This window comes from Microbacterium sp. NPDC088619, assembly GCF_044752825.1.
In the GTDB taxonomy this organism is placed as follows: Bacteria; Actinomycetota; Actinomycetes; order Actinomycetales; family Microbacteriaceae; genus Microbacterium.
This window is the reverse complement of sequence record NZ_JBIVLZ010000002.1, coordinates 181878-200532: the sequence shown is the minus strand read 5'-3', so window position 1 is coordinate 200532 and position 18655 is coordinate 181878. Positions and strand designations below refer to the sequence as shown.

At 69.4% G+C, this 18655-nt stretch carries 18 protein-coding genes; 13 read left to right on the top strand and 5 right to left on the bottom strand.

Annotated features, from left to right (window positions below; all coding sequences use genetic code 11):
* The first annotated feature begins 44 nt into the window (after positions 1-44).
* From ACIP5T_RS15395 to ACIP5T_RS15360, 8 genes are all read left to right on the top strand, one after another.
* Complete coding sequence (locus ACIP5T_RS15395) at positions 45-1154, top strand: Gfo/Idh/MocA family protein (RefSeq protein WP_400865310.1); 1110 nt, start codon at positions 45-47, stop codon at positions 1152-1154.
* Positions 1151-2659 carry a sugar ABC transporter ATP-binding protein gene (locus ACIP5T_RS15390; protein ID WP_400865308.1) on the top strand — a complete coding sequence of 503 codons (1509 nt, stop codon included), beginning with the start codon at positions 1151-1153 and terminating at the stop codon, positions 2657-2659. The genes ACIP5T_RS15395 and ACIP5T_RS15390 overlap by 4 nt, the downstream gene beginning before the upstream one ends.
* A complete protein-coding gene (locus ACIP5T_RS15385) occupies positions 2656-3738 on the top strand; it encodes an ABC transporter permease (protein WP_400865306.1) in 1083 nt (360 codons plus the stop codon). Before ACIP5T_RS15390 ends, ACIP5T_RS15385 begins: the two co-directional genes overlap by 4 nt.
* The gene (locus ACIP5T_RS15380) at positions 3735-4775 is read left to right on the top strand and encodes an ABC transporter permease (protein ID WP_400865303.1); all 1041 of its coding nucleotides are present in this window, start codon (positions 3735-3737) and stop codon (positions 4773-4775) included. Before ACIP5T_RS15385 ends, ACIP5T_RS15380 begins: the two co-directional genes overlap by 4 nt.
* A 14-nt stretch (positions 4776-4789) precedes the next feature.
* Positions 4790-5986, top strand: coding sequence for a substrate-binding domain-containing protein (locus ACIP5T_RS15375; RefSeq protein WP_400865300.1), 1197 nt, complete (start codon positions 4790-4792; stop codon positions 5984-5986).
* Between the two features lie 82 nt (positions 5987-6068).
* On the top strand, positions 6069-6920 hold the full coding sequence (locus ACIP5T_RS15370; RefSeq protein ID WP_400865298.1) for a sugar phosphate isomerase/epimerase family protein: 852 nt from the start codon (positions 6069-6071) through the stop codon (positions 6918-6920).
* Between the two features lie 27 nt (positions 6921-6947).
* Positions 6948-7973 carry a sugar phosphate isomerase/epimerase family protein gene (locus ACIP5T_RS15365; protein WP_400865296.1) on the top strand — a complete coding sequence of 342 codons (1026 nt, stop codon included), beginning with the start codon at positions 6948-6950 and terminating at the stop codon, positions 7971-7973.
* Positions 7970-8263: a Dabb family protein gene (locus ACIP5T_RS15360; RefSeq protein ID WP_400865294.1), complete on the top strand. Its 294-nt coding sequence runs from the start codon at positions 7970-7972 to the stop codon at positions 8261-8263. Before ACIP5T_RS15365 ends, ACIP5T_RS15360 begins: the two co-directional genes overlap by 4 nt.
* A gap of 37 nt (positions 8264-8300) precedes the next feature.
* Here ACIP5T_RS15360 and ACIP5T_RS15355 read toward each other — a convergent pair whose 3' ends face one another.
* The 5 genes from ACIP5T_RS15355 to ACIP5T_RS15335 are packed head-to-tail and all read right to left on the bottom strand — an operon-like array spanning position 8301 to position 13404.
* Positions 8301-9308, bottom strand: coding sequence for an NYN domain-containing protein (locus ACIP5T_RS15355; protein WP_400865291.1), 1008 nt, complete (start codon positions 9306-9308; stop codon positions 8301-8303).
* Positions 9301-10296, bottom strand: coding sequence for a Gfo/Idh/MocA family protein (locus tag ACIP5T_RS15350; protein WP_400865288.1), 996 nt, complete (start codon positions 10294-10296; stop codon positions 9301-9303). Before ACIP5T_RS15350 ends, ACIP5T_RS15355 begins: the two co-directional genes overlap by 8 nt.
* 38 nt (positions 10297-10334) lie before the next feature.
* On the bottom strand, positions 10335-11390 hold the full coding sequence (locus ACIP5T_RS15345; protein ID WP_400865286.1) for an LLM class flavin-dependent oxidoreductase: 1056 nt from the start codon (positions 11388-11390) through the stop codon (positions 10335-10337).
* Between the two features lie 32 nt (positions 11391-11422).
* The gene (locus ACIP5T_RS15340) at positions 11423-12715 is read right to left on the bottom strand and encodes an O-acetylhomoserine aminocarboxypropyltransferase/cysteine synthase family protein (RefSeq protein ID WP_400865283.1); all 1293 of its coding nucleotides are present in this window, start codon (positions 12713-12715) and stop codon (positions 11423-11425) included.
* Complete coding sequence (locus ACIP5T_RS15335) at positions 12712-13404, bottom strand: alpha/beta hydrolase (RefSeq protein ID WP_400865280.1); 693 nt, start codon at positions 13402-13404, stop codon at positions 12712-12714. The genes ACIP5T_RS15340 and ACIP5T_RS15335 overlap by 4 nt, the downstream gene beginning before the upstream one ends.
* A gap of 119 nt (positions 13405-13523) precedes the next feature.
* Here ACIP5T_RS15335 and ACIP5T_RS15330 point away from each other — a divergent pair, with 119 nt between their 5' ends.
* The 5 genes from ACIP5T_RS15330 to ACIP5T_RS15310 are packed head-to-tail and all read left to right on the top strand — an operon-like array spanning position 13524 to position 18653.
* Entirely contained in the window at positions 13524-15044 is a 1521-nt protein-coding gene (locus tag ACIP5T_RS15330; RefSeq protein ID WP_400865277.1) for an ABC transporter substrate-binding protein, read from the top strand.
* Positions 15045-15051: 7 nt separating this feature from the next.
* Positions 15052-16074, top strand: coding sequence for an ABC transporter permease (locus ACIP5T_RS15325; RefSeq protein WP_400865275.1), 1023 nt, complete (start codon positions 15052-15054; stop codon positions 16072-16074).
* Positions 16071-16946 (top strand): ABC transporter permease, encoded by an 876-nt coding sequence (locus ACIP5T_RS15320; protein ID WP_400865272.1) that lies wholly within the window; start codon positions 16071-16073, stop codon positions 16944-16946. Before ACIP5T_RS15325 ends, ACIP5T_RS15320 begins: the two co-directional genes overlap by 4 nt.
* Positions 16939-17844, top strand: coding sequence for an ATP-binding cassette domain-containing protein (locus tag ACIP5T_RS15315; RefSeq protein ID WP_400865270.1), 906 nt, complete (start codon positions 16939-16941; stop codon positions 17842-17844). Before ACIP5T_RS15320 ends, ACIP5T_RS15315 begins: the two co-directional genes overlap by 8 nt.
* Positions 17841-18653 (top strand): ABC transporter ATP-binding protein, encoded by an 813-nt coding sequence (locus ACIP5T_RS15310; RefSeq protein ID WP_400865268.1) that lies wholly within the window; start codon positions 17841-17843, stop codon positions 18651-18653. Before ACIP5T_RS15315 ends, ACIP5T_RS15310 begins: the two co-directional genes overlap by 4 nt.
* Positions 18654-18655 lie beyond the last annotated feature (2 nt).

Sequence of the window (18655 nt, the reverse complement as noted above, 5' to 3'; positions counted from 1 at the left end):
AAAGCTCTAGCAAAAGTCGGAGAGCGTGTGTCAGACTCACCGGCATGACAACGGATGTCACTGACACCGGTCTCGGAACGATCCGAGCCGGCATCCTCGGCGGAGGATTCATGGCCCGCGTGCATCGCACCGCGGCCAGAGACGCCGGCGGTGAGCTCCGTGCCGTCGCCACCCGCTCCGCCTCGGGTGGACGCCAGGCCGCAGACCGGCTCGGCGCCTCGAGAGCAGAGACCGATGCCGCCGCGCTGCTGGTCGCCGACGACATCGACGTCGTGCACATCTGCACCCCCAACGCCACCCACTTCGAGCTGGCGCTCCGAGCGCTCGAGGCCGGCAAGCACGTCATCTGCGAGAAGCCCCTGGCCACGAACGCCGCAGATGCCCGCAGGCTCGCCGACACCGCGGCCTCGCGGGGGCGGGTCGGCGCTGTTCCCTTCGTCTACCGCTACCACCCGATGGTGCGCGAGGCGCGCGCTCGCGTCGCGCGGGGGGACATCGGAGAGCTCCTCACGCTCGACTGCGCGTATCTGCAGGACTGGATGCTGCTTCCCACGGACGACGACTGGCGGGTGCGCTCGGCATCCGGCGGGTCGTCGCGGGCGTTCGCCGACATCGGCTCGCATCTGTGCGACCTCATCGAATTCGTGATCGGCCAGCGGATCCACTCGCTGAGCGCACGCACCCGCCGGGTCTTCGACGAGCGTGCCGGCCAGGCGGTGGACACCGAGGACATCGTCGCGATCCTCGTCGAGACGGAGTCAGGCGCCCTCGGCACGCTGCTCGTCTCGCAGATGGCGGCCGGGCGCAAGAACGCACTGACGCTCGAGCTGCACGGAACCAGGCAGACCCTGCGTTTCGAGCAGGAGCGTCCGGAGGAGCTGTGGATCGGCATGCGGGAGGAGTCCCGGATGCTGCTGCGCGATCCCGCGACGGCCGCGGCCGACTCGGCACGCCTGCAGCGGGTGCCTTCGGGACACGCCATGGGATATCAGGACGCGTTCAACGGCTTCATCGCCGACGTGTATGCGGCGGTCGGCGGCGCGGCTCCCGAGGGGCTGCCGACATTCGAGGACGGATTCCGCTCGGCACTGCTCACCGAGGCGGTCCTCGCCTCGGCGGCCGCCGACGGACGATGGACGGAGGTGGCGGCATGACCGCGACGATCACCCGGCCGGTGCTGGAGGTGTCGGGCATCCGCAAGTCGTTCTTCGGCGTCGAGGTGCTGAAGGGCATAGATTTCGATGTGCGTCCGGGCGAGGTGCACGGCCTCGTCGGCGAGAACGGCGCCGGCAAGTCGACGCTCATGAAGATCATCGCCGGAGTGCAGCCTGCCGACGAAGGCACGGTGCGGTACCGCGGCGACGAGGTGCGATACGCCCATCCTCGACAGGCGATGGACGACGGCATCGTGACGGTCTTCCAGGAGTTCACCCTGCTGCCGGAGCGCACGGTCGCGCAGAACGTCTACCTCGGACGCGAGCCCCGCCGCGGCGGATTCGTGGACCAGAAGGCGATGATCCGCCGCACGGGGGAGCTGCTCACCGATCTCGGTGTCTCGTTCATCGACCCCCAGACGAGGGTCGGCTCGCTGACGGTCGCAGAGCAGCAGATCGTCGAGATCGTCAAGGCGCTGTCCTTCGAGGCGCAGGTCATCTCGATGGACGAGCCGACCGCCGCGCTCAGCGACCGCGAGGTCGAGCTGCTCTACGCCATCATCCGTCGGCTCACCTCTCGCGGGGTCGCGGTCATCTACGTCTCGCACCGGCTCAAGGAGATCTTCGACCTCTGCGACCGCATCACGATCCTCAAGGACGGTGCGCTCGTGTCGACCGATGAGACCGGTGTGCTGACGACCGATGAGCTCGTGCGCCGCATGGTCGGACGCTCGATCCAGTCGTACTATCCGGATGCTGTCGAGGGCACGGTCGTCGGCGCTCCGCGTCTCGAGCTCGACGGCTGCGGCAACGCCTTCGTGGACGGGGTGTCGCTCACGCTGCGCGCCGGGGAGATCGTCGGTCTCGCCGGGCTCCAGGGATCCGGGCGCACCGAGCTGGTCGAGGGCGTGTTCGGAATCGACCCGTTCGTACGAGGCTCGATGCGGGTCGACGGCTCGCCGACGCGCATCTCGAGCGCCAGGGCGGCTGTCCGCGCAGGATTCGCCCTCATCTCGGAGGACCGCAAGGCCCAAGGGCTCGCGCTGGGCCAGTCGGTGCTCGACAACGCCCTGCTCGTGATCCGCAGCGTCTTCGCCGCTCGGACCTCCTCCTCCAGGCGGGAGGTGCCCGGAGTGCTCAGCTCGCTGGAGATCAGCTCGCGCGGACTCGATCAGGAGACGCGATTCCTCTCGGGCGGAAACCAGCAGAAGGTCGTGCTCGCCAAGTGGCTGCTCACCCAGCCGCAGATCGTGCTGTTCGATGAGCCGACCCGCGGCATCGACGTCGGTGCGAAGTACGCCGTGTATCAGCTCATGCGCGAGCTGGCGGCTCAGGGCAAGGCGGTGCTGATGGTGTCGAGCGAACTGCCGGAGGTGATCGGCATGAGCGATCGGATCCTCGTGATGCACGACGGCGAGCTCGTCGCAGAGCTGCCCGCAGGTTCGGCCGAACATGAGATCCTCGGCGCGGCCACGGGCGCCACCCTCGACGGAGGTGCACGATGAAGCGGCTCCGGATCGACTCCACGGTCATCGTGCTCGGCATCCTGATCCTGACGCTCATCGTAGGCGCCATTCTCGTCGGCACAGTGGGGCGCAACTTCTTCAGCCCGGGGAACATCCGCGACATCCTCACCGGCATGAGCGTGCTCGGGCTCGTCGCGATCGGCCAGACCCTGGTGGTGCTCGGCGCTTCGCTCGATCTGTCGGTCACCTACGTCGTGAGTCTCTCGAGCCTGCTGGCCGCGACGATCATGAACGGGAACCCCGCGAACGTGCCGGCGGCCGTCGCCGTCACCCTGCTCGTCTGCGCCGGCATCGGCCTGGTCAACGGCCTCATCGTCACCGTGCTGAAGGTCAACGGCTTCATCGCCACCCTCGGCGTGGGACTCATCCTCCAGGGGATCCTCAACACCAACTTCGAGGGCTCGGCGGGCAACGTGCCCTGGGAGTTCCAGCTCATCGGCGCCACCGGCGTCGGACCCGTCCCCGTCTCGACCATCATCATGATCGCGCTCGCCGTCGTGGTCTGGGTGCTGCTGAACCGCACCCGTACCGGAGCACACCTGTACGCGGTCGGCGGCGACCCCGAGATCGCGCGCCTGTCGGGGGTGCGGACCAAGCCGCCGCTGATCGCCGCGCACGTGCTGTGCTCGGTGTTCGCGGGGCTCGCGGGTCTGCTGCTCGCCAGCCGTCTCGGTGTCGGCAGCCCCACCGTCGGCCAGCAGGGCGGCTACGCGCTGCTGTCGATCGCGGCGGTCGTGCTCGGCGGCACGCTGCTGCTGGGTGGCCGCGGGTCGATCTGGGGCGCGATCGGGGGTGTGGCGATCCTCGCGGTCGTCGACAACGTCATGAGCGTCATGCAGGTCAACCCGTTCCTGAAGGACGTCGTCCGCGGAGTCGTGATCGTCGCCGCGGTCGCCGTCTACAGCCGGCGCTCGATCGTCAGTCGCCGTCCGCGCTTCGGCGCAGGCGGCACGAGAACCGGGGGAGACGACGCGGCGAAGGCGGCCGAGTCCGACATGGCTGCCGCTGCATCGGAACTCGCCGATACCAGCCCCACGCCGGAAGGAGGACGCGCATGAACGCGCTGCGCACACTCGTGAGCCCCCGGGGCGCGGTGTTCCTGCTGCTCGTGATCCTGCTCGTGGCCGTGATGATCCTGAACCCGAGCTTCGCGGAGCCCGGTCAGTTCATGAGGTTCATCCAGCGCGTCGCCCCCATCGCCATCGTCGCGATCGGGCAGTACTTCGTCATCATCGCGGGCGAGTTCGACCTGTCGCAGGGGTCGCTGATCACGGCGCAGGTGATCATCGCCGGGAACCTCGTCGGTCAGGACGACTCGCGCACGATCCCCGTGCTGCTGCTCATGATCGTCTTCGGAGTGGTGGTCGGTCTCGTCAACGGCGTCATCACGACGCTGCTCAAGGTGCCCTCCTTCATCGTCACTCTCGGCATGATGCTGGCCCTCCTCGGTGGGGTCATGTGGTGGACCGGGGGAGCGGCGACCGGCAACCCGGCAGACAGCTTCCGGGAGATCGGGCGAGGCGGCATCCGCGACGTGCCGCTGCTCGAGTTCATCCCGTGGGCCGTGTTCATCCTGATCGGCTGGCTCGCGCTCGGCATCTGGATCACGAAGCGTCCGCTCGGCAAGCTGCTCATCGCCGTAGGCGACAACGCCACCGCGGTCGACTTCGCCGGCGCACGCAGCGCCTGGGTCACCACGCGCGCGTTCGTGATCTCGTCGCTCTCGGCGTCGCTCTCGGCCGTGCTTCTCGTGGGATACGCCGGGGTGCACCCCTCTGTCGGCCGTGGATACGAGTTCGTCGCGATCACCGCCGTCGTCCTCGGCGGGGTCGTCCTCGGTGGCGGGCGGGGGTGGATCGTCGCGGCGGCGGCCGGTGCCTTCGCCCTCGAGGCCCTGTTCATGCTGCTGAACATCGCGGGCGTCCCGTCGACGCTGCGAGACGCCGTGCAGGGCGTCATCATCATCGCCGCCGTCGCGTACTCCGCCGTCGCCTTCCGTGCTCGGCGCAAGCGCGGCCCACAGACTTCTCCGGCCCTCGAGACCGCAGAACCCGTAACAACCAGCACCATCCACACAGAAACCAGAGGAGATTAGCAATGCGACGATCAATGAAGATCGCCACCGCAGGGGTGGCTCTCTTCGGCCTCATCGCGCTCGCCGGGTGTACCACTGACCCGTCCGTGGCGCCGGCGGAGTCGGAGAACCCGGAGGAATCGGCGGAGACCACGGAGTGGTTCGACCAGGAGCTCTTCGACAAGCAGATGGAGGAGCGGGGTGTCGAGCCCCAGGGCCCGGCGGACGAACCGTACCTCCAGCACATCAACGCGGAGATGGTCGACACGTCGGAGTTCGCCAGCGAAGGCGCCAAGAAGGCCTGCTTCGCCAACGCCTCGATCTCGAACCCGTGGCGCCAGACCGGCTGGATCACGATGAACGAGCAGCTCAAGTCGCTGCAGGAGGCCGGTGCGATCAGCGAGATGGAGACCCGCGATGCGCAGGACTCCGATGACACGCAGATCGCCGACATCGACTACTTCATCGCCGAGGGCGGCTGCGACGTCTTCCTCATCTCGCCGAACAGCACCGCGGCGATGACCCCGGCCGTCGAGCGCGCGTGCGAGACCGGCAAGCCGGTGATCGTGTTCGACCGTGGCGTGGACACCGACTGCCCCGTCACGTTCATCCACCCGATCGGCGGATTCGCGTGGGGCATCGACACCGCCGAGTTCCTCATCGACAACCTCGAAGAGGGCGACAAGGTCGTGGCGCTGCGCATCCTCCCCGGCGTCGACGTGCTCGAGCACCGGTGGGCCGCGGCGGAGAAGCTCTTCGACGAGGCGGGCATCGAGGCTGTGGACTACTTCACAGGCGCCGATCCGGCGGAGATCAAGAGCATCATCAGCGACGAGCTCGCCAAGGGCGATGTGCAGGGCATCTGGATGGATGCCGGTGACGGTGCCGTCGCCGCGATCGAGGCCTTCGAGGACGCAGGTGCCGAGTACCCGGTGATGACCGGTGAAGACGAGATGAGCTTCCTCCGCAAGTGGAAGGACACGGGTCTCACCGGGCTCGCACCCGTCTACTCGAACTTCCAGTGGCGCACGCCGCTGCTCGCCGCGCAGATGATCTTCGCCGGTGAAGAGGTGCCGAAGGAGTGGGTGCTGCCGCAGAAGCCGATCACCGAGGGTGAGCTCGACGACTATCTCGCCGCCAACGAGGGCATGCCGGACGGACACTACGCGAAGTTCGGCGGGGAGAACCTGCCCGGCTACCCGACGGTGTGGCAGGAACGTCAGATCCCGTAACCACGAGTGATGCTCCCGCCCTTCCCTCCGCACCCCGCGGATGGGAGGGTGGGAGCACTCGCGTCATCCCCGAAGGAGCAGGATGCCTCGCACCATCGCCGTCAACACGTGGGTGTGGACGTCTCCGCTCACCGATGCCACTCTCGGGCCGCTCGCGCGGAAGGCCGCCGGCATGGGCTATCAGGCGCTCGAACTGCCTCTCGAGAGCATCGGGGACTGGGATCCGGCGCGGGCCCGCGACGTGCTCGGCGATCTCGGCCTCGGCGCGATCGTCGTCGGCGCCATGGGGCCGGGGCGCTCGCTCATCGCTCGGGCCGGCGATGTCGAGGCTACCCAGGGCTACCTGCGATCCTGCATCGGGGCGGCCGCGATACTGGGCTCGGCGGTGGTCGCCGGCCCCTTCTACGCGCCCACCGGCGCGACCTGGCGGATGACGCCGGATGAGCGCTCTCAGGTGGTGCGCGAGCTGCGCGTGAACCTCGAACCGCTGGCGTCGGACGCTGCGGATGCCGGGGTCACCCTCGCTGTCGAGCCGCTCAACCGCTACGAGACCAGCGTGCTGAACACCGTGGAGCAGAGTCTCGACGCACTCGCACCGCTGCTCGGGGCGGGGGTCGGGCTCGCGCTCGACACCTACCACCTGAACATCGAGGAGAAGAAGCCGGCGGAGGCGATCCGCGCGGCGGGATCGGCGATCGCCCACGTGCAGGTGTGCGGCAGCGATCGGGGCGCGGTCGGCGACGACCACACCGATTGGCCGGAGATCCTCCGTGCCCTCGACGATGCGGGATATCGCGGACCGCTCGGGCTCGAGAGCTTCACGGGTGAGAACGCGACGATCGCCGTCGCAGCGTCCGTGTGGCGACCACTCGCGGCGAGTCAGGACGAGCTCGCCGCACGCAGCATCCAGGCACTGAGAGTGCTCGGCGCCTGAGCCGTCACGCGATACGAAGGAGTGTCCATGACCACGCACCCGGTCACGCTGTTCACCGGCCAGTGGGCCGATCTGCCGTTCGAGGAGGTCGCCCGCCTCGCGGCCGAGTGGGGGTACGACGGTCTTGAAGTCGCCGCCTCCGGCGATCACCTCGACCTGCGGCGGGCCGACGAGGACGACGAGTACGTCGCCTCCCGCCTCGAGATCCTCGACCGACACGGACTGCAGATCTTCGCGATCTCGAATCATCTCGCGGGCCAGGCGGTGTGCGACGCGCCCATCGACTTCCGTCACCAGGCGATCCTCCGCGACTACGTGTGGGGCGACGGGGAAGCCGAGGGCGTGCGCGTCCGAGCGGCAGACGACATGACACGGGCGGCTCGAGTGGCCCGCAAGCTCGGCGTCGATACCGTCGTGGGCTTCACCGGCTCGTCGATCTGGCCGTACCTGGCGATGTTCCCGCCTGTCCCGGCATCCGTCATCGAGGCCGGCTTCGAGGACTTCGCCACCCGCTGGAATCCGATCCTCGATGTGTTCGACGCCGAGGGCGTCCGCTTCGCGCACGAGGTGCACCCGGGTGAGATCGCCTACGACTACTGGTCGTCGGTGCGGGCGTTGGACGCGATCGACCACCGCGAGGCATTCGGGTTCAACTGGGACCCCTCGCACATGATGTGGCAGAACATCGACCCGGTCGGGTTCATCGTCGACTTCGCCGACCGGATCTACCACGTCGACTGCAAGGACACCCGGATGCGGCCGCACAACGGGCGGGCCGGCGTGCTCGGCTCGCACCTGCCCTGGGGAGATCCGCGGCGCGGGTGGGACTTCGTCTCGACCGGTCACGGCGACGTGCCCTGGGAAGACGCGTTCCGGGCACTCGACGGGATCGGCTACGAGGGCCCGATCTCGATCGAATGGGAGGACGCGGGAATGGACCGCCTGCACGGGGCGCCGCAGGCGCTCGCCTACGTGCGGTCGCTGCTGTGGCCGGTGCCCACTGCATCCTTCGATGCCGCCTTCAGCAACCAGACGACCGGAGACACCGCATGACCATCCAGCACACCGTCGTCTTCCGCCTCGTGCACGAGACGGGCAGCCCCGAGGAACGCGAGTTCCTCGCCACCGGCAGAGCGGTGCTCACGTCGATCCCGGGCGTCGAGGAGTTCACGATCCGTCGCCAGGTGAGCCCGAAGAGCGATCTGGAGCACCAGTTCTCGATGGTGTTCCGCGATCGAGCGGCCTACCGCGCCTATGACGCGCACCCGGCGCACACGGCGTTCGTGTCGGAGCGCTGGGTGCCCGAGGTCGCCGCCTTCCAGGAATACGACTTCGAGGAGTGAGCGGCGGACGCGTGAGCGGCCCGTAGCGTGACGCGGGTCAGGCAGAGTCGCGCAGTTTCACCAGACGCTCGTGCCCGGTCTCCTCGAGCTCCGCGATGCTCTCGCGCGACTTGAGGAAGTCCGAGAACGACCGGTAGCCGAGGGCCTTCTCGCTGAACGACGGGTCCATGCGACGCATATGCGTCTTGACCGCCGAGCTGTGCAGCCACTCGTCGGCGTCGGCCTTGTCGTGCCCGAGGCGCAGTGCGCGGTGCAGCAGCTCGGTCGCCTCGCCCTGCTCTGTGCCCTCGCCGTGGTCGTCGACCTTGGCCGGAGTCGTGGTCGCAGCGGTGGCGGCGGCCGCCTGGGCCTTGGCCTTGGCCGTCTTGGCCGGCTGCCTCGTCCTCGTCTTCGCGGCGGGCTCTGCAGCCGGCTCGACGGCGGGTTCGACAGCCGGCTCCGGCACCGTGACGACGCTCGCCGGGGCGGTCTTGCTCGGACGAACGACACCGGGCAGCGAGTCGTAGGCCTCGAACTCGTCGCACGCGGCGGCGAGCGACTTCGCCGTGGACCCCGCGACGCCGACGCCGATGACGTAGCGGCCCAGGCGCTTGCAGCGCTGCGCGAGTGGGACGTAGTCGCTGTCTCCGGCGACGATCACCACGTGGGTGAGATCGGGAAGGCGGAACATGTCTTCGACGGCGTCGACGGCGAGGCGGATGTCAGCGCCGTTCTTCGCATACGCGGCGGCCGGGAAGAGCTGCACCAGATCGACCGCGCGGGCGACGAGCTGCGAGCGGTACACGGCGTTCACCGGCGAGGACCAGTCGGCGTACGCACGCGTGAGCACGAGCGTGCCGAACGACGCCGCGTAATCGATGATCGCGCCGACCTCGATCATGGCGCGGGAGAGTCGCTCCGTGACCTCGGGATCGGTCGGATTCTCGGTGATGCGCTGACGGTCCTTGCCGTAGGCGTTGCGACCGTGCACGCGGTCGTACCAGGAGATGACGATGTTGTCGAAGTCGAGGTAGACGGCGACGCGGGCGTCGTTGGCCTCAGCCATGGTTGACTCCTTCGCGCGGGTAGCGCACCCCGATCTGGGCGCGGATGTCATCGAGCGTGCCCATGATCGCGACGCTCTCGGCGATCGGCAGGATGTCTCCCTCGAGCACGCCGTCGGCGACGAGGCGCTCGGCCGCATGGGCCTGATACTGCATGCCGCGGCCGGCGACCTCCGACACGTACTCCTCGACGACAGTGCCGTCCGGCAGCACGACACGGAACGTGGTCGGGGTGTACCAGACACGATCGATGTCGATGCGCGCCGTGGTGCCGATGATGCTCGCGGCGTTCGGGCCCGCGGCTCGCGACGACGAGAGAGTGGTGGAGATCGCGCCGCCCTCGTGGGTCATGACGGTCGCCACCTCGGCATCCGCTCCGGTCTCGATGAGCCGGGCCACGGCGTGGATGCCGGTCGGCGCACCCAGGACGTCCCACACGAACGAGATCGGATAGATCCCCAGGTCGAGCAGCGCACCGCCGCCGAGCTCGAGGGCGTTCAGGCGGTGTGCGGGGTCGTCGGGAAGGAGCTGGGTGTGGTCTGCGCTGACGGCGCGGATCTCGCCGAGCGTGCCGTCGGCGATGATCTCGCGGATGCGGACCATGTGCGGCAGATACCGCGTCCACATGGCCTCCATCGCCAGCAGCCCGCGCTCTGCGGCGAGATGCTGCAGGTCTTCGGCCTCGCCTCGGTTGAGGGTGAAGGCCTTCTCGACCAGCACGTGCTTGCCGGCCTCGAGCGCGAGGCGCGCATTCTCGTGATGCAGGGGGTGCGGAGTGGAGACGTAGATGATGTCGACGTCGGGATCGGCGACGAGCGCCTCGTAGGAGGAGTGCGCGCGGGGGATGTCGAAACGGGCGGCGAACGCGTCGGCCGACTCCTGCGAGCGTGATCCGACCGCCACGAGATCGAGCCCTGCCGTGCGCAGATCGGATGCGAACGCGCCGGCGATGCCGCCGGTCGCGAGGATTCCCCAACGAAGACCAGTCATGGTCTCAGCGTAGAGGGTGAGGCCGACAGTCGGGACGATCAGGTCAGCGCCGCGAGAGTCCGCTGCGGGACGAGCGGGAAGACCTGATCGGCGATCCGGTCGAGTTCCTCGTCGAGAGGCGATGCCTGGACGAGGAGGAGGGTGATGCCGGCATCCGCGTACTCGTGGATGCGCTCGGCGACCTGTTCGGCCGTGCCGACCAGGTTCGGTCGCAGACCGCGAGTGCCGACCGAGTACTCCCGACGCGTCAGCTCGAGCGACAGCTTCGAGTTGCGCTGGAACTCCTCGAACGACGCGTATCCGGGCGAGTCGGGATCGACGGTCGTGATGCGGTCGAGTTCACGCTGAGCCTCGGCCTCGGTGTCTCGGACGATCACGTAGGCGGGCATGCCGAACTCCGAGACGGGTCGGCCGTGCAGCCTCTCGGAGCGGTCGTTCATGTCGCTCACGTTCGCTCGCACCTCGTCGAGGGTGCCGCCGTGCATGACGTAGGCGTCGGCGAAACCGGCGATCGACTCGCGGCCGGCCTCGCTCTCGCCTCCGGCGAAGATCACCGGATGGCTCGACGGCTTCGGCTCGACGATCGTCCCGTCGAGGGCGTAGTGCGACCCGGCGAACGTGAAGGGCGTCTGCTCCCATAGGCCGTTGAGCACCGTGACGAACTCCTCTGCCTGCACGTAGCGCTCGTCATGGGTCGTGAACTGCCCGCCGAACTGTCGGGCCTCCTCCGCCCACCAGGCGGCGACGACGTTGAGGGCGATGCGCCCGGGAGCGACCTGGTCGAGCGTCGAGACGGTCTTCGCGAGCACCGCCGGCAGGTGGAACCCGGGGCGCACGGCGGTCATGACGCGCAGTCGCTCGGTGACGGCGAGGATGGCCGCCGACAGCGACCAGGCCTCGAGGCTCGGCGCGTCGATGCCCTTGCGGTCGTTGAGGTAGAGCTCCGGTACCAGCGTCGTGTGGAATCCGAGCCGGTCGGCCTTCACCGACACCTCGCGGATGTACTCCCACGTCGCCGCCATGCGGCCCTCGTCGGTGACGTTGCGCAGGAATCCGCCGTAGACGGGCGTCCAGTAGCCGAGGTCGATTGCCATGGTTCTCCTTGAGAGGGTCGGATCGAACGCGCTCAGGCGAGCGCGAGCGCGTGGTCGAGGTCTGCGATCAGGTCGCTCGGATCCTCGAGCCCGGCCGACAGGCGGATCGTCGTGAACGAGATGCCGGCCGCGCTGCGCTGATCGGCCGTGAGATGGGAGTGCGTCATCGACGCCGGATGGTTGACGAGGCTGCGGGCGTCGCCGATGTTCGCGACGAGTCTGATCACCTGCAGCGAGTCGATCACCCTCGCCACGCTGGCCTGAGTCTCGGAGCCCTCCGGCACGGCGAGATCGAAGGAGAAGACCGACGGCCCGCCGCGCGGCAGATAGCGCTGGGCGAGGGGATGCCAGGGGTTGGCCTCGAGGCCGGGGTGGTGCACGGCCGTGACCGCCGGATGCTGCCGCAGGTGCCGTGCGATCGCGAGCGCGGTGGCGCTCTGACGCGAGACGCGCAGATCGAGCGTCTCGATGCCCTGCAGGATCTGCCACGCGTTGAACGGCGACAACGAGGGCCCGAGGTCGTGGACGTACTTCGACTTCACGAGGGCCGCGAACGCCTGCCCTGACCCGAAGCGATCCCAGAGCGCGAAGTCGCCGACCCGCGTGTAGGGCTCGGTGAACTGCGGCCAGCGTGCCGGCTCGCGGCCGAAGTCGAACGTGCCCTGATCGACGACGACGCCGCCGAGCGAGGTGCCGTGGCCGCTGAGGAACTTGGTCGCTGAGTGCACCACGAAGTCCGCGCCGTGCTCACCCGGACGCACCAGGTACGGCGTGCCGACGGTGTTGTCGATCACGAGCGGCACCCCGGCCTCGTGGGCGATGTCGGCGACGGCGCGGATGTCGAGCACCTGCGCGATGGGGTTCGCGATGGACTCGGCGAACAGCACCCGGGTCTCCGGCCGGATCGCCGCGCGCCATGCGTCTGAGTCGTCCTGATCGACGAACGTCACCGGGATGCCGAAGTCGTCGAACGTCTCCTGCAGCAGGTCCACGGTTCCGCCGTAGAGCTGTGTGGCGGCGACGATGTGCCCGCCGCGACCGACGAGCGCGAGCAGCGTCACCGCGACCGCCGCCTGCCCGGAGGCGACCGCCACGGCCGCGACGCCGCCCTCGAGGGCGGCGACGCGCTCCTCCAGGATCTGCTGGGTGGGGCTCGCGTTGCGGCTGTAGAGGTTGCCGGCCGCTCGCAGGGCGAAGAGGTCGGCGGCATCGGCCAGCGACGCGAACTCGTAGGCTGCGGTCTGGTAGATCGGCGGGACGGCGCTGTTCTGCGGGGTTCCCGGCACGTAGCCGGCTTGGATCTGTCTGGTCGCGAACTCGGTCATGCGGTCGCCAGAGTCCCTATCGTGTGCGTACGGACGATCGGGGCGTGGGCGTCTCCGCCGCGCAGACGCTCGAGCCACTGCACGAGCGATGCGGCCACGCTGCGGTGCGACTGGTCGTTGAGCGCATCGTGCAGTCCGTCGACGGTCTCGACGATCTCGAGATCCGGAACGGTGCGCAGCGCGGCGATCACCTGCGGCAACGGCGAGACGCTGTCGGCGCCGCCGTGGATCGCGATCACCGGGACCTCGATGGCCGCGAGATCGGCGGGTGCCGGAAGAGGCTCGACGGCGGCGAGGGACTCGGACGATGCCTCGGCGGCGAGCACTCCGAGGTGCAGCGGGCAGGCCGTGCGATCCTCGACGGGCGGTAGCGGCAGCTCCGCGTCCACCAGTGTTCCGGCGACGACGGCGGCGTCGAGCGAGGCGCCCTGTGCGACCAGGCGCAGGACGGCGGACGCTGCAGCATCCGTTCCGACGAGCACCCGCGGGGTGTCACCCGCCGCAGAAAGCCAGTCGCTCGCCGACTCGGCGTCCTCTTCGAAGACGGCGACGACGTAGCCGTCGGAGCTCAGGCGACGGCCGAAACGCTCGTAGACGGCTGCGCGCTCGCCGCGTCCGGTGACGACGGCGAGGGTGCCGCGGACGCGGGCGGGTGGCGCCCAGAGCGCGGGGGAGGAGGTCGTGGTCATGATCCCATCCTGTGTCGGCCGCACCTGGGCGCAGCCGATATTTCGCAGTGTTGCGGTCCGTGACCCTCCGCTTCGCAGGGGATTGTGGGCCTCCACGCCGCACTCCTACGTTCGCTGTCATGACCCCCCGATCTCGCCTGCCCTTCTTCGCCGCCTCAGCAGCCGCGACACTCGCACTCGCCGGCTGCGCCGGCGCAGCTGCCGCTCCCTCCGACTCGTCCGAGGCGACGTCGCTGACCTGGGGCTGGGCGCTGCCCACCAGCTGGGACCCGGTGACGTCGACCGCCGGGTGGGACACGCATGCCCTCGCGCTGGTCTACGACGGCCTCACGCAGCTCGACACCGAAGGCGAGGTCGTCCCCGGGCTCGCCGAGAGCTGGGAGTACAACGCCGACGGCACCGCGATCACGTTCCATCTGCGCGAGGGGGCCGAGTTCACCGACGGCACGCCGGTGACCGCCGACGCGGTGAAGCAGAGCATCGAGCGCGGACGCGATCAGGAGAACTCCACGCTCGCGGGTCAGCTGCGGATCGTCGTCGGCGTCGACGTCGACGACGAGCGGACGGTCACCGTGCATCTCGATCAGGCCGACTACCAGGTGCCGTATCTGTTCGCCGGCAAGACCGGATTCATCGTGAACCCGGCAGCATTCGACGACGTCACGACCCTCGCGACCCAGCCCGAGGGCTCCGGTCCGTTCGCTCTCACCGAGTACGTGCCCAACGCCCACGCCGACCTCGAGAAGAACGAGGACTACTGGAACGCGGACCACATCTTCATCGACGACTTCTCGATCGTCCCCGTCACCGACCCCGCGACGGTCGTCGCCGGTGTGAGCTCGGGGCAGTGGGATGTCGCGCAGGTCCCGCCGGCCCAGGTCGACGGCGCCGAGGCGGCGAACCTGGAGGTCGAGACGATCAGGGCCCTCACCGTGCGGGCTCTCGACGTCAACAGCACCGTCGCACCGTTCGACGACCAGCGCGTGCTCCAGGCCATCAGCCATGCCACAGACAGGCAGGCGCTCGTCGATGCCGCCTACTTCGGGCAGGGCACCCCCAACTGGCAGCCGTTCCCCGAGGGATACGTCGCGCACAGCCCCGAGCTCGACGACCTGTACCCGCACGATGTGGATGCCGCGAAAGAGCTTCTCGCCGACGCCGGTCACCCTGACGGGCTGGAGATCACCCTGTCTCTGACCGAAGACGACACGGCGCTCGCCGAGGTGCTGCAGGCGCAGTGGGCCGAGGCGGGCATCGACGTGACGCTGAACGTCCTCCCCGCAGCCGCCGTCGCCCAGAACTACGTGCAGCGCACCCTGCCCTTCGTGCTCGACAGCTATTCGGGCCGTCAGTCGCCGCTGCAGGGACTCGAGGTGCTCTACGGCACCGAGGGGCTGATGAACCTGGGTCGTCAGACGCCCCCCGAGCTCACCGAGGCGATCGATGCCGCGCGTGCGACCCCCACGGATGCCGACGACTACGCCGAGAAGATCCAGAACGCCGTCGAGATCGGCGTGGAGCTGCAGCCGAACACGTTCCTCTTCAGCTGGCCGCGGATCCTCGTGCACCCCGAGAAGGTGACCGGCATCCAGCACTGGCTCGACGTGCAGCGCTGGGAAGACGTGAAGGTCGAGGGCTGAGCCGACCATGTCGACAGCGACCGCCGAGAAGCTCGCACCCCCCGAGCGCGATGACGGGGCCGCAGCGCCGAGCGCCTGGCCGGCGCTGCGGGTGATCCTCGCGACCCTCGTCACGGCGGTCACCGTCTTCCTCCTCGCCACCTTCGCGACCTTCGCACTCGGGGCTGCGAGCGGTTCCGATCCCGCAGCCGTGGCCCTCGGCGAGGTCGCCACGCAGGCCGACGTCGACCGACTGAATCACCAGTTCGGACTCGACCGTCCGTTCCTCGTGAGATACGTCGACTGGATCTCGGGCGCCGTCACAGGCGATCTCGGCACCTCGTGGTTCACGACCATCCCGGTCGCCGACAGCATCGCTCAGGCCTTTCCGGTGAGCCTGTCGATCGCGGCGGGGGCGACCCTGTTCGCCCTCGTCTTCGGGTTCGCCGGCGGTGTGCTCGCCGCGGTGACCCGCGGAGGAGCGATCGATCGGGTGGTGACCGGCTTCAGCACGATCGCCGCCACGGTTCCCGCCTTCGTCGCGGCGATCGCGCTGATCCTGCTCTTCTCCTACGCGATCCCGATCTTCCCGGTCGCCGGGTACACCCCGCCGGAGAAGGATGTGGGAGCGTGGCTGGTCTGCCTCGTGCTGCCGTCGATCGCGCTCAGCCTGGATGCCGGAGCCGACATCGCCAGGCAGCTGCGCACCGCGCTCGTCGGCACCCTCGGGGAGAACTTCATCATCGGGGCGAGGGTGCACGGGCTCGGCCCCGCGCGCATCGTGTTCCGTCACGCGCTGCCCATCGCCTCGGGGCCGGCCCTCTCCACTCTCGGCGTGCACGCACCGCACCTGGTCGGCGGGGCGGTCATCACCGAGGTGATCTTCGGGATGCCAGGACTCGGGCAGCTCGCCAACCGCGCCGCCCTGCAGGGGGACGTGCCTGTCGTGCAGGGCGTGCTCCTGGTGACCATCGCGATGATCGTGATCGTCGGGGCCGTCCTGAACATCGTGATCTCCCGCACGGGCGGAACCGAGAGGAGTGCCGCATGAGCGTCATCGCATCGCCGGTCGTCGTCAGGTTGTGGCGCACCGGCTGGAGCGTCAGGATCGCACTCCTCGTGCTGGTCGGCGTGGCGCTGCTCGCCGTGGCCGGGCCCGCCCTCGCACCGCAGGATCCGCTCGCGCAGAACGCGTCGGCGGCACTGCAGGAGCCGAGCCTGGGGCACCTGCTCGGCACGGACTACGTCGGCAGGGATGTGCTCTCACGGCTGTTCGCCGGGGCGCCTGCGTCTCTGCTCAGCGCCATCGCCGCCGCGCTCATCGGTCTCGTGCTCGGAGCGGTGCCCGGAGCCCTGAGCGCGTTCGTGCCGAAGTTCGCCGAGTGGTTCTCGCTGCGCATCGTCGATGCGCTCCTCGCGCTGCCGTTCATCCTGTTCGCGATCGTGTTCGCGGCGCTGCTGGGCAACGGGCTCGTCCAGGCCACGCTCGCGATCGGCATCCTGGTCGCCCCCGGTTTCTTCCGCATCGCGCGCGCCGCCACCCTGCGGGTGCGCGATTCCCAGTACATCGACGCGGCCGGGTACCTGGGTGCCTCGGCGTGGTGGATCCTGCGGCGGCATGTGTGGCGGCAGGTCGCGCCCAACCTGGTCGTGGCGTCGGTCTCGGCGCTGGGCGGCGCGCTTCTCGCCGTCGCCTCGCTCACCTTCCTCGGCATCGGGGTGCAGCCGCCGGCACCGACCTGGGGAGGGATGCTGTCGAGCGACCTCGGATACCTCGGTCAGCGGCCGTGGGGGCCGCTCGCCCCGGCGCTCGCGATCATCGTCACGGTCGGCGCTCTCAACGTGGTCGCCGACGCGGCGCGGGACGTGCTCGGATCTCCGGCGGTCACGCCGGCGAAGCGGAAGGCGGTCGCCCATGTCTGACACCCGGTCGATCATCGAGGCACGCGGCACGGTGCAGCGCACCGCGGCCGTGGTGCACGGGACGCCCCTGCATCCCTCCTTCGACGAGGCCTCCCTCGCGCGTCCGGCCACGGCCGCAGTCACGGATCTCGTGATCACCGCCTCGGACGGCACGGAACTCGTGCACGGTGTCACGGCATCGGTTCGTCCGGGTGAGGCGCTGGGCATCGTCGGCGAGTCGGGAAGCGGCAAGACCCTCACGTGCCGCGCCCTGCTCGGCATCCTGCCCGCGGGCCTCGAGGTCACCGGCGGAACGGTGCACGTCGACGGGGTCGATCTCACCGGTGCGGATGAACGCGCATGGCGGCGGGTGCGCGGCACGCACATCGGTGCGGTCTTCCAGGATCCGGCCTCGTATCTGAACCCCGCGATCCCCGTCGGCGCCCAGCTCGAGGAGACCCTGAGGGTCACTGCCTCGCTGGGGCGTCGTCAGGCCAGGGAACGAGCGCGCGAGTTGCTCGACGACCTCGGCATCCGCCGCGTCGACCTGGTGCTGCGTCAGCGCGTCGCACAGCTGTCGGGTGGGATGCTGCAGCGGGTTTTCATCGCGATGGCGCTCGCCGCCGACCCCGCGGTGCTGATCGCGGACGAGGCGACGACGGCACTCGACGTCACGGTGCAGGCGGAGCTGCTCGAGCTCCTCAGCCGCCTGCGCAGGGAGCGCGACCTCGCGCTCATCCTGGTCTCTCATGATCTCGCCGTCGTGGCCCAGGTGTGCGAGCGCGTGCAGGTCTTCCGCGACGGGCACGTCGTCGAGGCCGGCGCGACATCGCGGGTTCTGCGAGCCCCGGCCCACGCCTACACGCGGGAGCTGCTCAGCGCGCACGCCGCGTACGGACTCGAGAGGTTCCTCGCATGACCGTTCCCATCCTCGAACTCGAAGACCTCACGGTCGACTACGGACGCGTGCGTGTGCTCGATCGCATCTCGCTCACCGTGCGGCCAGGCGAGGTCGTCGGCGTGGTCGGTGAATCCGGCTCGGGCAAGACGACGCTCGCCAAGGCCGTGCTGCGTGCGGTCGACCCCTCTGCGGGGTCGCGCCTCGTCGTGGACGGTCGCGACGTCACGCGTCTCCGTGGCGGCGCGTTGCGGGCCTGGCGGCGCGGCGGTGCCGTGCAGTACGTGTTCCAGGATCCGCTGCGGTCCCTGGATCCCGGTGTCCGCGTCGCCGACTCGATCGTCGAGGGGCTTCGCATCGCGGGCGTCCCCGCAGCCGATGCCGCACGCCGCCGCGCGGCTGCCCTCGCCGCGGTCGGTCTCGACGAGGAGCTCATCGCGCGCCTGCCCGCGGGCCTCTCCGGCGGGCAGCGCCAGCGTGCGGCGATCGCCCGCGCACTGGTCGTCGAGCCGCGGCTGCTGCTGCTCGACGAGCCGGTCAGCGCACTCGATGCGGCGAGCCGCGACCGGGTCGTTCAGGCGCTCATCGCGCTGCGCGACGCGCGCGGATCCGAGCTCGCGATGCTGGTGATCTCGCACGACATCGGATCGCTCGCCGCGATGAGCGACCGGCTGATCGTGCTCGACCACGGACGCATCGTCGAAGACGGACCCACGCGTCGTGTGATCTCCCGTCCCGAGCATCCGTACACCCGGCTGCTCATCGACTCCGTCCCCCTCATCCACGCGCCTCGGGCGAACCGCCCGTCGCCCGCCCCCGTCAGGAGCTGAAG